A 13,662-nucleotide genomic window follows, 5' to 3' on the forward strand; every position below is an offset into this window, starting at 1 on the left:
ATCCATGCCCATACTAGGTAAGCTCGTAAAAGCGGGAATAGATATCACTGCCATATTACAATCAGAGAAAGAAGAACCTCTGGTTGCTCAGGAGAACCAACTGAGGGAACTTTTGTCCCAGGCCAAAAACACCGCCTTCGGCAAATATCACGGCTTTGATGAAATCCTGAAATCAAATGATCTGGTAGCTACTTATAGAAAGGAAGTACCGATCTTCAATTACGAGCAGATGCATGCCCAGTGGTGGTCCAGACAGGAGCGTTTTGCAGATATTACTTGGCCCGGTAAGCCAGATTTTTTTGCCAAAAGCAGCGGAACTACCGGAAAAAGCAGTAAAAGAATCCCCATTACAAAAGAGTTTTTGACCACAATGAAATCTGTGGGGACCTCCATGATCAATTCCCTCCATGATTTTGATTTTCCTGATACACTTTTCGAATCAGAGGTGTTGATGTTGAGCAGTTCTGCCAGTCTGGAGAAAAATATCCAAGGGTTTGAAGAGGGAGAGATCTCGGGGATCAATGTGAGTAATTTCCCCGATTGGTACGACATTTTCTACAGGCCGGGCAAGGCAATTGCGTCTATATCTGACTGGGACGAACGTGTAAATGCAATAGTTGGGCAGGCCCCAGAATGGAACATAGGAGCCATTGCAGGGATTCCCTCATGGGTCCTGCTGATGTTGAAAAGGATACTAGACCGTCATCAGCTTGATACCATACATGATATTTGGCCCAACTTTCAGGTTTATGCTTCCGGTGGAGTAGCATTTGAAACCTACCGCGAGGATTTTGAGGCAATTTGCAAAAGACCGATTACCGTTTTAGATACCTATCTTGCCTCCGAGGGATTTATTGCTTATACATGTCAGCCCGGTACTATGGCCATGAGGTTAGCACTGCATCATGGATATTTTTTTGAATTTGTACCTTTTGATGAGCGGGGAGTAAACGAATCAGGGGAACTGCGCGAAGAACCGGTGGTTCTGGGAATAGATGAGGTGGAGATAGGAAAGGAGTATGTGCTGCTGCTGAGCTCATGTGCCGGTGCATGGCGCTATGCAATAGGGGATGTGATCCGCTTTGAATCTTTGGATCCACATCAGATCAAAATCACTGGCAGGACTAAGTTCTTTCTGAATGTGGTGGGGTCTCAGCTCTCAGAGGAAAAAATGGATACTGCCATTCTGGAGCTTGCCGAAAAAGAGGGTAAAACCATCAATGAATATATGGTGGCCGCCATGAAAAACGCAAAAGGAGAATACATACACCAATGGGTTTTGGTGTCTGACCTGGAACCATCTGGTCTGGCCGAAAAACTTGATGCGTTACTGAAAGAAGCGAATAATAATTATGCGGTCGCGAGATCTAAAGCGTTAAAGGGAGTTGATGTAAAAGTGATATCCAAAGAGCTATACACGGATTTTTTAGGACAATCAAACAAAAAAGGAGGGCAGACAAAGACTCCTAAAGTAATGCAGGGGGAGAAAATGTCGATGCTTCTTAAATTTATAAATCGACCTCTGGCAGTATAGGGACCCGCTTATCCGGACAGAGTTCAGCCCCACGGATAGACATGTAATATTTACTTAGTTGATCCTGATAAGCAGGGGAGATAAAGTCGTTTTCCATTAGGTACTTTTTGGTGGTAATAATTTCGTCTCTAAAGCCATGGCGTATGGCGATGCTGTCGGCAGTATGCTCCCGACCCCGCTTATATCTACTAGATAATGAATAGCGTATGCCATAAGTTACCATGCCCAGATTGGAGTGATTCTCGTAGTCCACTATATGTCCCAGTTCATGGGCAAACCATCCTTTTAAGACATTTTTGGGAAGTCCTGCTAGCGTGAGATCGCCTGAGTCAAGGACTTTTAGGCCCACATTCAGTCTGTATTGACGTTTATTGCTAAACACATCACCAAGGTCTATCACAGGTCGGGCTTGCATGGTAGATGCATCCAGCTCCATTTGGATCACTTCGAAATCATAGGAATGCAGCGAAGGATAATCCTGCCATACTTCCAGAAAAGCATCTTTGATTTTTTGATCCATCCCCTCGGAGAATGCCGGCGTATGGGAGGGCAATGTTCGGGGATTATTGCTTGAATAGGAAAAAAGCCCTAAAACTACAAGTATAATAGATCCCAGAATAATTTTGTACTTTAATTTCATGTGTTTATAATTGATTTTTAAAGGCCACATGGAATCTCGCCGGGTTTATTCATTCCTCTTTGTGTCGCTTGTGTAATGCTCGATTTCATCAGCCTGAAAAGCGCAAAGAGTGTTCCAGAGACAGGAGATATAATGATTCGGGGCACTCATCTAGTTTTTTGAAAATAGGTAAGGGATGATTTTTAATCCAATTTTAAAAAAAGATGTACTTAGCTGTATCTTTTGGAGAAACCCGCATTGTATAAGTGTGCCAAATAATGAGTTATTTTTTATGGAAAGTGAAATTGCCATGAATGAAAAAGACCTGATTCAGCAAGCTAAATCGGATCCAACCCATTTTCGGCAGCTTTATAACCTACATTTTGAAGAGATTTTCAGGTTTGTTATCAGGCGGGTAGGGGACATCGAGACTGCTAAGGACATCACCCAACAGGTTTTTCTTAAGGCGCTACTAAGCTTGGACAAATACACTTACCGAGATGTGCCATTTTCATCCTATTTATACCGTATCGCTGCCAATGAGTGCAATCAATTTTTTAGAGACACGAGTAAGGTGCGGTATGTCTCCATGGATTCTGATATTCAATCTATGCTGATTGGCGAAATATCACCTGAAGACACCTCTACTGAATCTGAGCTGTCTGATTTGAGCAAAGCGATGGAATCGCTTTCTGTGAAGGAGCTTTTAGCCATAGAACTGAGATATTTTGAAAAGAAGAGCTTTAAAGAAATAGCATTTATCCTCAAAATTTCTGAGAATCTGGCCAAAGTAAGAACCTATAGAATACTTAAGAAATTAAAAACAGCATTGGAGAAGAGCCATGAAAAATAAGGTTAAAATTATTGATGATGTGTATCTCTCACCGATGGAGATTGAAAAGCTGAAGGATTTTGAATCTGTCCTCAAGAAGCGCAATACGGTGACTGTTCAACGGGGATATTGGAGGAATTCAGTTGTTTGGCTTTCAGTTGCCTTGATATCTTTTAGTGTAATAGGAATACTGATTTTCAATACTGTATATCAAGCTAGTGATGTTGATAGTTTATCACCTGAATCAGCCAATTATACAGCAGGTGGCTTTTTGAACAAGGATGAAATAGTCACAAGTAAAGATGAGAGTTCTACTTTAAGTCAAAATAGCATCACTTCTGATTTTTTGGCAGCACAAAATAAGGGACTGGAAGATCCACTGGGTAGAACTAAGAGCGATCAGATTGAATCAAAGTCAGATTCATTTGTTTCCCTCAGGTCTTATCACCAGGCCATCAGTCTTCCAAAGAGATTACTTCCGGATATTGATGTGCCCATAGAATTTTCTTTGCTTTTACCAGAAGAAAAAACACCAGCATCAAACATCCCCTTTGAAGACGCCCATCCCATCGATGGGTTTGAGAATTTATATGCATGGTTTGCCTCCAATATCACTTATCCGGAAGAACATAGAAAAGACAAAATTGAAGGTTCTGTGAAAGTTTCTTTCCTGGTGGACAAAGACAGTACGATAAGTGCTGTCAAAGTAACCCAATCGCTGGGAGTGGCCTTTGACCGGGAAGCAGTTAGGCTGATTGAGCATATGCCAAAATGGGCACCTGCAACACGCGGTGGAATTCCTATTTCGAGAACACTTGTTTTTCCTATTAGCTTCAAAGTAGAAAGTCGGTGAAGCAATTTATACTCACACTTGCCTTACTTTTCATAATAGTCCCCAACAGTCCTTCGCAGGCTTATTTTGGGGGATTTTCCTGTGGTAATCATCAAGAGCTGAGCAAAAATGAAAGACTGGCACACGCAAGGGAATACAAAGAATGGAATTCAAGGCAAAATAATAGGATAAGCAGTGACGAAGTAGAGGTATGGACCGTTCCTATCGTCTTTCATGTGATTAGCTCAGATTTGCCTTCATTGGCAATTTTTGAGAATGCTGTGAGTGAACTTAACGATGCATTTGCAAATAGGGGGAGTTACAATACTCCACAGGGCGCTGATACAGGAATCCAATTCTGCCTGGTAAACACGGCTCCTGACGGGGGAGCCACTACCGGGGTTAATCACATTCCAAGTGAATATCAAAATACGGATAAAGATCTAGACCATAGCGGTCTAATGAATCATTCCGTGAAGTGGGACGTATCCAGGTACTTGAATGTCTGGCTTGTAAGACATGTAACTGGCGAGGCGGTAGCCTATTATGAAGGGAGAAATTGGTGGAGAAGAGTTGGGGTTGGGGGTTATTCTTCTCCGGACGGGGTGGTGGTCACCTCCCTGGGAGCTGGAATGTTAGCCCATGAAATCGGTCATTACTTTGGACTGTTGCATACTTGGGAAGGAATGGATTGTAAAAATGACGATTGTCTGGTAGATGGGGATATGGTTTGCGATACTCCTCCGGACAAAAGTGTATCCGAACCTTGTGGGGACAATTCCTGCGATACGGACGTTTTGTCGAATTTCAGTAATGGAAATTTCTTTACTGATGTGCCTGATATGAGTACTAATTTCATGGATTACACACCCTGTCCGCAGGACTTTACTTGGGGACAGGCAGAGCGAATGCGCTTCACTCTTGAAAATTATTACCCATCGCTGTTTTCTAGAGGATTATCACATCCCTTATGTAAACCACCTTGTGATGATGATGCATCCGTACAATTTTACATGGATCGCCCATATCCAAAACCGGGAGAAACCGTGTTTTTCAACAGTCAACTTTCAGGAAATATCCCAAGCCCATCATACAAATGGTTTGTAAGCCCCCTAAGTGGGGACTGGTCTAGATCAGATAACCCTGCAAATCAAGTTTCCGGATCTCCTGATTTGAGTCATTCCTTTGCCAATGAAGGCTTGTATAGAGTTACACTGCAGGTTTTGGATGCAAATGACCCAACCTGTTTTGTCTCTTTTTCGAGGAATGTACATGTTACTTGTGGCGTGGATTCCAGATTTTATCCTGACAAACGTATCATCGCTTCCAAACAGCCACATGCGCTTTTTACTGATTCCGTAAAATTCACCAACCGTTCCTATAATGGGAGCTCTTTTGAGTGGACGATTACCCATCAGAATTTCAATCCTAGTTATCCAAGTCTTCCGCCATTCCGCTCTGAGGAAACTGATCTGAGCTATTATTTTAAAGAACCTGGAGATTATCAGATTTCTCTACTTGCCCGAAACGGCAGTTGCGAAGACGTCAGCACTACATTCTCCCTTACGGTGGATGACCCCACTATGGATGGAAGTCCTAAAATCAGCCAAGTCACCTGCATAAATGAAGATTCTTTTCAGGTAGCGTTTACCCTCCACAACTATGGCTATGACACGGTCAATGTGAATACACCGGTGGCATTCTACGATGGAGATCCCGGCAAGTCAGCAAGCGCACAGTTGCTGGGCGTATGGAAATTGCCTATGGTGGTATATGGATTTGATGAGGAAGATTTCTCGGCGGTAGTGGAAGGAGATATCCGATCCGTTCAAGAGTTGTTTATGGTGTTTAACGATACCGGTACAGTTGATTTACCACTTATTTTCCCTCCAGGAGATCAAGATAGGCTAAGTGTGAACACTATTTTCCCTCCTTCGGGCTATTCTGAGCTCACCTATGACAATAACTTCAGTAGCTATCCGCTGGGTAATGAAACTGACGATCCTTTTACCGTATCCTCTGAGCTGGATAATCCTACTTGCCCGGGAAATTCCGATGGAGTGATCCGTATTGTTGCAGAAGGGGGATCCGGAACCTATACTTATGCCTGGGATCATGATCCTGACTTGACAGAAAACACGGCTTCCGGGCTCCCGGCAGGAACGTATTCTGTCGAGGTAAGTGATGCCGCAAACTGCACTTTCGAGCTCTTGGAGCTTGAGTTGATTGATCCTGAACCAATAGAAATCACAGAGGAACCCATACTTGTTTCTCCCACGTGTGCATCGGAAAATGACGGGCAAGTGATACTAACCTTAAGCGGAGGAGCAGGGGAGTTTCAAGTTCTTGATTTTCCTTCAGTCTGGGATGGGGAAACACTAACCGTACCTGGGATTTCCAAAGGTGCATTTACAATTTTGATTGAAGACGAGTTAGGTTGTAGTATTTCGTACGAGGGAGAAATGCCCGGTCCAGAGCCATTGCAACTCAGCTTTATCTCCAAAAGCCCTAGCTGTCCGGGGGGAGGCGATGGACAATTGATCACTGAAGTAACCGGGGGAACTGAGCCGTACACCTATCTATGGGAAGACGGATCCACAAGTCCAACACTCGCAGGTTTAACCCCAGGAGTATTCGTAGTGACGATTACAGATTCTAATGGATGTACTATAACTGCCGTCGGTGAAGTAGAACAGGCCGTTCCGCAGATCAGAATGCCTACGGGATTCAATCCCTTGGACGGATCCTATTTCCCTGTTTTCAGCTGTGAAATAACCTATAAACTGATGATCTGGAATAGATGGGGGCAGCTGGTATATTTCGGTTCAGAAGGCTGGGATGGGAAGATATCGGGAGCTGAATCCCTGTTGGGAGGGTATTCCTATCTATTACAGTATAGCTACTCTCAAAACGATCTTATTCAAAACGGTGAATTAAGGGGTGGTTTTGTTTTGATTCGGTAATGCATTTCAACCTAGTTGGTGCCAAGGCGAATTGTTTTTCAGCGGGGAAAAAGAATGGTTGTCTTAAAGACTGCACCAGAATATGTCCAAGCCTGAAGATTTTGAACCACATGTATTTCGCATAAACTATGGAATATATGATTCCATGTGGTGAAAAAAATGGCTAACTACATATGAGCCGCGAAGGGGACAGAGAATTGTGAGGAGAATTATAAAATGATAAAGCCTCATAGCTTACCGCTAATACAATTGCCAGTTATTTTGTGAAAGATTTTTGCATATTTAGCGGTAAAACTTATCCATAATGAAAATATTAGCGTTTTCGTTTTTCTTACTTACTTCTGTGACGCAACTTGGATTTGCCCAACGGGAACTGATTCATGCCAAGCCGGCTACGTTAGGATTTGATGAAGATTTCATCAACCAAAAAGTGGATTCAATTATGGAAATGGGAATCGACAGTTTGGCTTTTCCTGGAGCACAACTTTTGGTAGCGAAGAACGATACGGTTATTTTTCACAAAGCCTACGGTTATCATACCTACGGCAACAATCAACCCGTCGCATTGAACGACTTATACGATTTAGCTTCGGTGACCAAAATTGCCGGGCCTTTACCCGCCTTAATGAAGTTGGTGGACGAGGGGAAACTTGATCTGGACAAGCCTTTCAGCTCCTATTGGAAACCTTGGAGAAACCGAAAAGACAAAAAAGAGCTTACGCTCCGGGAGATATTGGCACATCAGGCAGGTTTAGTGCCCTACATTGTGTTTTTGGAAAAAGTGGTTCGGAAGAACGGCAAGATTAAACCAAGATTTGTGCATTCTTCATCAGATAATCGATTTCAAGGGCAAGTATATGATGGGCTTTATATCAACAATCGCTTTGAACGGAAAATGAACCGAATCATTAAGCGATCCAAGGTCTCGGACGAAAAGAAATACCTGTATTCGGGACTCACTTTTTTGATTTTTCCCAGTTTGATCGAGCAACTCACGGGAACCGACTATCAAACCTATTTGGAAGAGAATTTCTACCAGCGGTTAGGTTGTCATACCTTGGGATATCTACCAGAGGGAAAAGATTATGTAAACGACATTGTCCCCACCGAAGTGGATTCTCTCTTAAGAAAAACCTTGGTAAAAGGATGGGTACACGACGAAAACGCAGCGCTTAAAGGAGGTGTTTCGGGCAACGCAGGGTTATTTGGTACGGCCGATGATTTGGCCAAATTGATGCTCTTTTATCAAAATTATGGCAGAGTGGACGGCTTACAGCTTATTTCTGCCGAAACCGTGAAAGAGTTTACCGAGGTGCAATTTCGAGAAAATGATAACCGCCGCGGTCTGGGTTTTGACAAACCTTACTTTAATAATGCCGAGCTTCCCTTGTCGGAAGCTTATCCTTCCCCTTTGGCAAGCCCCGAAAGTTTTGGCCACTCTGGTTTTACTGGGACTTTTGTGTGGGCCGATCCCGAAAAAAAGCTCACGTTTATATTTCTATCCAACCGGGTCTATCCGTCCAGAGACCACCAGAACTTGTATAGTCTCAATATTCGAACAGCTTTGCAAGATGTTTTTTATCAGGCGGGACAGGACTAGGTTTCTGATGTGAAAAAAACGGGAAATTTCTTTTATAACCACCTGTGTTGATCATGAACCTATATCGTAGGGTTTTCGATGCGAATAACCTTTGAGGTTTTTTACACCTCGAAGGTTTCAGATCTTCAGAACAATCTTCAGCTTTACATCTTCGATATTTATCGAGAGCCAACTAGCTGAGTGATTTTTTTTAACCGCAAAGGCGCGAAGGACACATGAGATTACAAATCCCGAACAGCATGTAAGTCAATATCTAAGGCTCTTTCCAATTGGGATATGGTTGATAAATTAAAATCAAATTCACCTTTTACCATTTGGCCTACTTGCTGAGGAGTTAAACTCAGTGTATTGGCCAGATCGTTTTGATTCCAGCCTTTATCATCCAATGCATCCAGAATGCATAAAGCTATCTTTCTAGAACTCTTGAGCCATTCCTTGTTTTCTTTTCTAAAAACAACTTTCTCCTTCCAGTTGGAACTGGGATTCTTTGCCGCTAAATCTTTTAACTTTCCCATAGTCAAAATCACAAAGCTTTTAATTCTAGCGCATAGTCATAAGGGATAAAATTCCTTACGGCTTCATTTTCGATCCAACCCACTTCTTTATGGCTAATTTCTACGATTTCACTAGGAGTGGTATTCATAAATGTATTAGCTACTTTTTCTAGTAGACTAATTTCTGACTTTGAAAAAAGAGTAGAATTGAACGGTCGATCCTCTCTGCCTACTAATTTTTCCTTTCTGTTTCCAGTATCCAATGGAGTATAAAATATGTCTATAACCTCTGTCTCAGATAGATTCTCAAACAAAGTCTGAAACTTATCTGGCACAGGGCCATATGGGATTGCTTTGTATCGGACTCCACTCATACTTAATCCAAGCTCTCTAAAGCACAGAAAATCAGCATAAAATAAGAGTTTGTTCATCTTTGTCTTATAGGAGGGAACTTTGTGAGCAAAGAATACAACCATCTCTTTTAGTCGTTCAAGATTTGGTTTTCTATACCCGGTCAATTTGCTTAAATACGAATTTCCAATCAGATAAAATTCCAGAAAGTCTGTTTTTGATTCTTCTTCAATCCTTGCATTTACCTTGTCCAATAGTTTAGCTTTTGTTTTAGCATTTTCTACTTCCCAATCTTTCACAAGACTATAGAAACTTTCAGGATCTGAAGCCAATTTCAATAGTTTAGAATTAGCTAAACTAGGAATTTCTCCTCTCTCATAGAGTCCATAACTATTAGACCCAAAGCCTAGAATTTCACCCATTTTTGCAGCCGACAACCCATATTTCTCACGGGTTTCTTTAATTTCTTCAGGTGAGGGGATATGATGCTTTGCCCGGTAGGAATTATACACCAAAGAAAGATTTAACTCATCTAATGGAGTACTGGTAAATCGCTCACCGGAATCCTCGCAGAGATAAAATCGCTGCTTTACGGTAAATTCTTCCTTACGAAAGTTCAGTGTTTGAACTTCAGTATGAATTGCCATTGGCTTTCCTGTGATTGGACTATTCATTTTTGATTCGATCTTAATGGGTATTTCATGGGATACTCAGCGATGTGGAAGGAAATGCAAATAACATTTGAGTTTGGAGCTCCAAGGCAGATCTTGATATACACTTCTTTGCTTTTGATCTCCTTTCCAAACACCCACATTTCCTTACTTCCATGCCAATATTCTGGCAGTGGTCCTTCTGAAAAATCCTCGGTACTTAATTGATCGATGAATTTTTCTCTGTCTATAGGTCTTATTTCCAGGTCAAGCAACGTTTGCTTGTTTTTAGGACGATCAATAAAAATGATCTCAAAAGTCCTTCTTTTCTCCTGAAAATTGCTGAGGAATTCGTTCACCTCAGTTTTCATGATATTATCGTTTTGCAAATTTAACACTTTAAAGTTTAAAAAAGTAAAAATCTACGAAAAATATCACCTTTAAAGGTTATGTTCTTATGATAAACCTATAGATTCAAAAGAATACTATTTCTTCATATTCTCCAGCATCGCCTGCAAGGTTAGGATCATATCATCCTTTTCCTTCAGCATACGCTCGTACAGCTTTTTGTTTTCATCCATGGCTTCAAGCCATTTTTCAACTGGGTTAAAATGGAAGGTTGGATGAAAATTGTATCCGTTGGATTGATCATTAAAAGTATTTGAGATAAAAGTTATTGCCTGTTCCTCATCAAAGTTCCTGATGGCTTCCACAGGAATCTTCAATGCATCAGCTATTTCTTGGAGCAGTGCTGTCTCGATGCTTTCCTTTTGCTCGAGTAGGGAGATTTTCTTCTGGTTCCAGTCATCGCCCAATTCATAGGCCAGTGCTTCTTGTTTGATGCCTAGCATTTCCCGAAAACGTTTGATGTTTCGTCCTTCGTGAATGGACTTGTGAGGGGAGTTGGTTGTTGCGTTCATAAGAAGTTTTTATTCAAAATTATATAGGAAAAATACATAAAATATTGTGAAGGATTCCCATTCAATTGTACAGCAAGCTACGCTTAATAACTATTTTGAAGCAAATTGTTTGATAAATATATCTGAAAATCGGCTTTAATTCAAATCCTAGTTGATTTCTAAAATATCCTTTACTTAAAGTAATTTATACTCCTTAAAACTGGTTTAGAATACAGGCATCGGTGAATTTACTCTTGGAAATCACAAATAAACTTGCGCATTATGACACCGAAAAAGTCCCAAGAGAAGAAAAAGAAACACAAGGTATTGGTAACCACCTTAGATCAGGCAAAAGCTATATTCAGAATAATCTTCACCGACCATACCGAAGACACATTTATCAGCGGAATATTTGATTGGCTTTATAAGGACAACGACCCAGAAACACTTACTTTAGTTTTCAGTCTTCCAGAACTATTGGAGAAATGCGAAATCAGTGATCTGCTTGATCCTGAATTCGATTTAACTGAAATTTCTAATAAACATAGCGTCCGAAAAGCCGCATTGGCAGCTTCTTTAATGAGTATGGTGGTTAACTGCTGGAAATTATTTGGTGAAAAATTGTATAAAAAACCTGAAGGAATCTGGCCGATTATAAATAATGAGAATACAGAAATAGAAGAGCTAAAAGAAATTTTGAATAAAATAACCTTAGAGGATTTTCAAGGTGAATTGGCAGGATCTGTGCTTTCGATAGTTGGTCCTGCGTATTACGAGATATTTCTAGAAAAGATCAGTATTCTAGATTCAAGGGATAATCCAAAAGAGTCAGAATCACTTCAAGATGACCCTGAACTTAGAGAGCATTACCAGATGATGATTTGGTTTGGAATATGCCGAAGCTTTATAGATGCGGTGTATTTTTATTTTGGAGATTGAGGGGTAGTTTACACCCAAGTAGCTAGGGTTGGATCCGATATGCCATCAAATATTTTAATTAGCAAGAAGATACAGAAATAGACGTGTGGGAGAATTTCTGAAGGAGCTACGGTTAACAGAAGGTAGAGGGACTGGTATTCCTACGATTATAAAGTCCCTACATGATAATGGCTCTAACAAGCCTTCATTCGACACAGATGATCCTGATAGAAGACACTTTATTCCGGCAATGCTTTGTATGAAAAATCTGATTTGCCAGACCAACCGGATAAAAAGGAATTGAATGACATGCTTGTTAAAATCAGAAAGGAGTTCTATGCGGCATCCAGCTTTAGATGAAGTTTTACTATTTGTTACATAATTTATATTATGTTAAATATAAAAATCAATACCCCTCCATTTCCCATTTATTTTTAACTTAAGGCTCTGGATTCCCTATACCCCGACCTGCTAGCTTTATGAATAATCAACTTCCCCGACTGGGGCTTTTTCTTGGACCTATAGCTTTTCTGCTGATTATTTTTCTTGTGGACTCTCCAGGCTTGACTCCCGAATCCAGAGCCATGCTGGCGCTTGCTGCATGGATGGCAATCTGGTGGATCTCTGAAGCCATTCCTATTGCTGCCACGGCTTTTCTCCCGCTGATATTTATGCCTATGCTCGGGATATTGCCTATAGTAGATGTATCGAGCAACTACATGCATCCTACAGTTATGCTCTATATGGGCGGCTTCCTACTGGCCACAGGAATTGAGAAATGGAATCTGCACCGCAGAATTGCACTTAACATAATAAATTTATTAGGCACTGATCTGCGACGCATTGTTTTGGGGTTTATCCTCGCCACCGGAATTCTCTCCATGTGGATCTCCAATTCTGCCACTTCCCTGATGATGCTACCGATCGGTCTGGCAGTTGTCGGACAATTCAAAGCACAGTTAGGTGACGCAAATAATAGCATTGCTGATCGTTTTGGGAAAAATATAATGCTGGGTATCGCCTACAGCGCGTCTATTGGCGGTGTCGCTACGCTCATTGGCACTCCTACCAATGCCATCATGGCGGCAGTCATAGAAGATCTTTACGATTATAGAATAGGATTCAATGAATGGTTTCAGTTTGGGCTGCCCCTCGCCGCCGTGTTATTGTTTATTTGCTGGTATTACTTGGTTTCTTCTGCGAACCCTCTTCCCAAGCAATTCCGTCTTGATGATGAAAAAAGCATTATAGGGAAGCAGCTAAACGATTTAGGGAGAACCTCTTATGAGGAATGGAATGTGTTGATTGTTTTTGGCTTGGTCTGTGTCGCATGGATACTTCGTGAAAGTGTCCTACAGCAATTTATACCTCAGCTAAATGATACTATTATCGTACTGATCGGTGTGGTTCTGCTGTTTATACTCCCCTCCTCTACCAAAAATGAGCAGATTCTCGACTGGAAAACCGCAGAGAGGATTCCCTGGGGAGTACTGATTTTATTTGGAGGAGGCCTGGCGTTGGCGGCAGGGTTTCAAAGTACCGGATTGGCTGAGTGGATTGGGCAGAAATTCACGCTGCTGGAAGGCATCAGTTTTTTACTCTTGCTTCTTGTAATAGTAGCCTCGGTTAACTTCCTTACTGAGGTCACTTCCAATGTAGCGACAGCTTCCATGTTGCTCCCGATTTTGGCTTCAGTGGCCTTCAAGCTGGATTTACATCCTTTCGGATTGATGGTCGGGGCTACGTTGGCAGCAAGTTGCGCGTTTATGCTTCCTGTGGCCACCCCACCCAATGCCGTGGTCTTTGGTTCTGGTTTTCTGCAAATGAAAGATATGGTGAGAGCCGGTTTTTGGCTGAATATCATTTCCATAGTTTTGGTTACTTTTATGGTGTATTTTATACTTCCGCTGATGTGGGGAATTAATTTGCTACAGAACCCATTTTAGCAGCATAGACTTACTTCGACATTC

12 protein-coding genes and 1 pseudogene are annotated in these 13,662 nt (G+C 41.6%); 8 read left to right on the plus strand and 5 right to left on the minus strand.

What is annotated here, in order from left to right:
• The first annotated feature begins 4 nt into the window (after window positions 1–4).
• Window positions 5–1,534, plus strand: a complete 1,530-nt coding sequence (locus LZF95_RS21935) for a GH3 auxin-responsive promoter family protein (RefSeq protein WP_233757407.1) — start codon at window positions 5–7, stop codon at window positions 1,532–1,534.
• On the opposite strand, the gene LZF95_RS21940 is transcribed toward LZF95_RS21935, so the two are convergent.
• Window positions 1,509–2,174, minus strand: coding sequence for a hypothetical protein (locus LZF95_RS21940; RefSeq protein WP_233757408.1), 666 nt, complete (start codon window positions 2,172–2,174; stop codon window positions 1,509–1,511). The two genes, LZF95_RS21935 and LZF95_RS21940, sit on opposite strands and share 26 nt — an antisense overlap.
• A 271-nt stretch (window positions 2,175–2,445) precedes the next feature.
• On the opposite strand from LZF95_RS21940, the gene LZF95_RS21945 reads away from it, so the two are divergent.
• The 4 genes from LZF95_RS21945 (at window position 2,446) to LZF95_RS21960 (ending at window position 8,380) form a co-directional block, all read left to right on the plus strand.
• Window positions 2,446–3,006, plus strand: coding sequence for an RNA polymerase sigma factor (locus tag LZF95_RS21945; protein WP_233757409.1), 561 nt, complete (start codon window positions 2,446–2,448; stop codon window positions 3,004–3,006).
• Window positions 2,996–3,838 (plus strand): energy transducer TonB, encoded by an 843-nt coding sequence (locus LZF95_RS21950; RefSeq protein WP_233757410.1) that lies wholly within the window; start codon window positions 2,996–2,998, stop codon window positions 3,836–3,838. Before LZF95_RS21945 ends, LZF95_RS21950 begins: the two co-directional genes overlap by 11 nt.
• On the plus strand, window positions 3,835–6,780 hold the full coding sequence (locus LZF95_RS21955) for a M43 family zinc metalloprotease (RefSeq protein ID WP_233757411.1): 2,946 nt from the start codon (window positions 3,835–3,837) through the stop codon (window positions 6,778–6,780). Before LZF95_RS21950 ends, LZF95_RS21955 begins: the two co-directional genes overlap by 4 nt.
• 304 nt (window positions 6,781–7,084) lie before the next feature.
• Window positions 7,085–8,380: a serine hydrolase gene (locus LZF95_RS21960; RefSeq protein WP_233757412.1), complete on the plus strand. Its 1,296-nt coding sequence runs from the start codon at window positions 7,085–7,087 to the stop codon at window positions 8,378–8,380.
• Between the two features lie 221 nt (window positions 8,381–8,601).
• Here LZF95_RS21960 and LZF95_RS21965 read toward each other — a convergent pair whose 3' ends face one another.
• From LZF95_RS21965 to LZF95_RS21980, 4 genes are all read right to left on the minus strand, one after another.
• A complete protein-coding gene (locus tag LZF95_RS21965; protein WP_233757414.1) occupies window positions 8,602–8,895 on the minus strand; it encodes a helix-turn-helix transcriptional regulator in 294 nt (97 codons plus the stop codon).
• 8 nt (window positions 8,896–8,903) lie between these two features.
• Window positions 8,904–9,899 carry a type II TA system antitoxin MqsA family protein gene (locus LZF95_RS21970; protein WP_233757416.1) on the minus strand — a complete coding sequence of 332 codons (996 nt, stop codon included), beginning with the start codon at window positions 9,897–9,899 and terminating at the stop codon, window positions 8,904–8,906.
• A complete protein-coding gene (locus tag LZF95_RS21975; RefSeq protein ID WP_233757417.1) occupies window positions 9,896–10,246 on the minus strand; it encodes a hypothetical protein in 351 nt (116 codons plus the stop codon). The genes LZF95_RS21970 and LZF95_RS21975 overlap by 4 nt, the downstream gene beginning before the upstream one ends.
• Before the next feature lie 114 nt (window positions 10,247–10,360).
• Window positions 10,361–10,795: a helix-turn-helix transcriptional regulator gene (locus LZF95_RS21980; RefSeq protein WP_233757418.1), complete on the minus strand. Its 435-nt coding sequence runs from the start codon at window positions 10,793–10,795 to the stop codon at window positions 10,361–10,363.
• 261 nt (window positions 10,796–11,056) lie between these two features.
• Between LZF95_RS21980 and LZF95_RS21985 the strand changes: the two genes are divergently transcribed.
• The 3 genes and pseudogenes from LZF95_RS21985 to LZF95_RS21990 all read left to right on the plus strand — a co-directional run bounded on the left by LZF95_RS21985 (window position 11,057) and on the right by LZF95_RS21990 (window position 13,638).
• Window positions 11,057–11,713, plus strand: a complete 657-nt coding sequence (locus LZF95_RS21985; RefSeq protein ID WP_233757419.1) for a hypothetical protein — start codon at window positions 11,057–11,059, stop codon at window positions 11,711–11,713.
• A gap of 76 nt (window positions 11,714–11,789) precedes the next feature.
• Window positions 11,790–11,996, plus strand: a pseudogene (locus LZF95_RS27810) (ATP-binding protein); the annotation flags it as partial.
• Between the two features lie 175 nt (window positions 11,997–12,171).
• Complete coding sequence (locus LZF95_RS21990) at window positions 12,172–13,638, plus strand: DASS family sodium-coupled anion symporter (protein ID WP_233757420.1); 1,467 nt, start codon at window positions 12,172–12,174, stop codon at window positions 13,636–13,638.
• Window positions 13,639–13,662 lie beyond the last annotated feature (24 nt).

Origin of the sequence: Algoriphagus sp. AGSA1, from assembly GCF_021390545.1 — a bacterium.
GTDB lineage: Bacteria > Bacteroidota > Bacteroidia > Cytophagales > Cyclobacteriaceae > Algoriphagus.

Coding starts and splice junctions, on each gene's coding strand:
- LZF95_RS21935 (WP_233757407.1), top strand. CDS start 5: ATGCCCATACTAGGTAAGCTCGTAAAAGCGGGAATAGATATCACTGCC.
- LZF95_RS21940 (WP_233757408.1), bottom strand. CDS start 2,174: ATGAAATTAAAGTACAAAATTATTCTGGGATCTATTATACTTGTAGTT.
- LZF95_RS21945 (WP_233757409.1), top strand. CDS start 2,446: ATGGAAAGTGAAATTGCCATGAATGAAAAAGACCTGATTCAGCAAGCT.
- LZF95_RS21950 (WP_233757410.1), top strand. CDS start 2,996: ATGAAAAATAAGGTTAAAATTATTGATGATGTGTATCTCTCACCGATG.
- LZF95_RS21960 (WP_233757412.1), top strand. CDS start 7,085: ATGAAAATATTAGCGTTTTCGTTTTTCTTACTTACTTCTGTGACGCAA.
- LZF95_RS21965 (WP_233757414.1), bottom strand. CDS start 8,895: ATGGGAAAGTTAAAAGATTTAGCGGCAAAGAATCCCAGTTCCAACTGG.
- LZF95_RS21970 (WP_233757416.1), bottom strand. CDS start 9,899: ATGAATAGTCCAATCACAGGAAAGCCAATGGCAATTCATACTGAAGTT.
- LZF95_RS21975 (WP_233757417.1), bottom strand. CDS start 10,246: ATGAAAACTGAGGTGAACGAATTCCTCAGCAATTTTCAGGAGAAAAGA.
- LZF95_RS21980 (WP_233757418.1), bottom strand. CDS start 10,795: ATGAACGCAACAACCAACTCCCCTCACAAGTCCATTCACGAAGGACGA.
- LZF95_RS21985 (WP_233757419.1), top strand. CDS start 11,057: ATGACACCGAAAAAGTCCCAAGAGAAGAAAAAGAAACACAAGGTATTG.
- LZF95_RS21990 (WP_233757420.1), top strand. CDS start 12,172: ATGAATAATCAACTTCCCCGACTGGGGCTTTTTCTTGGACCTATAGCT.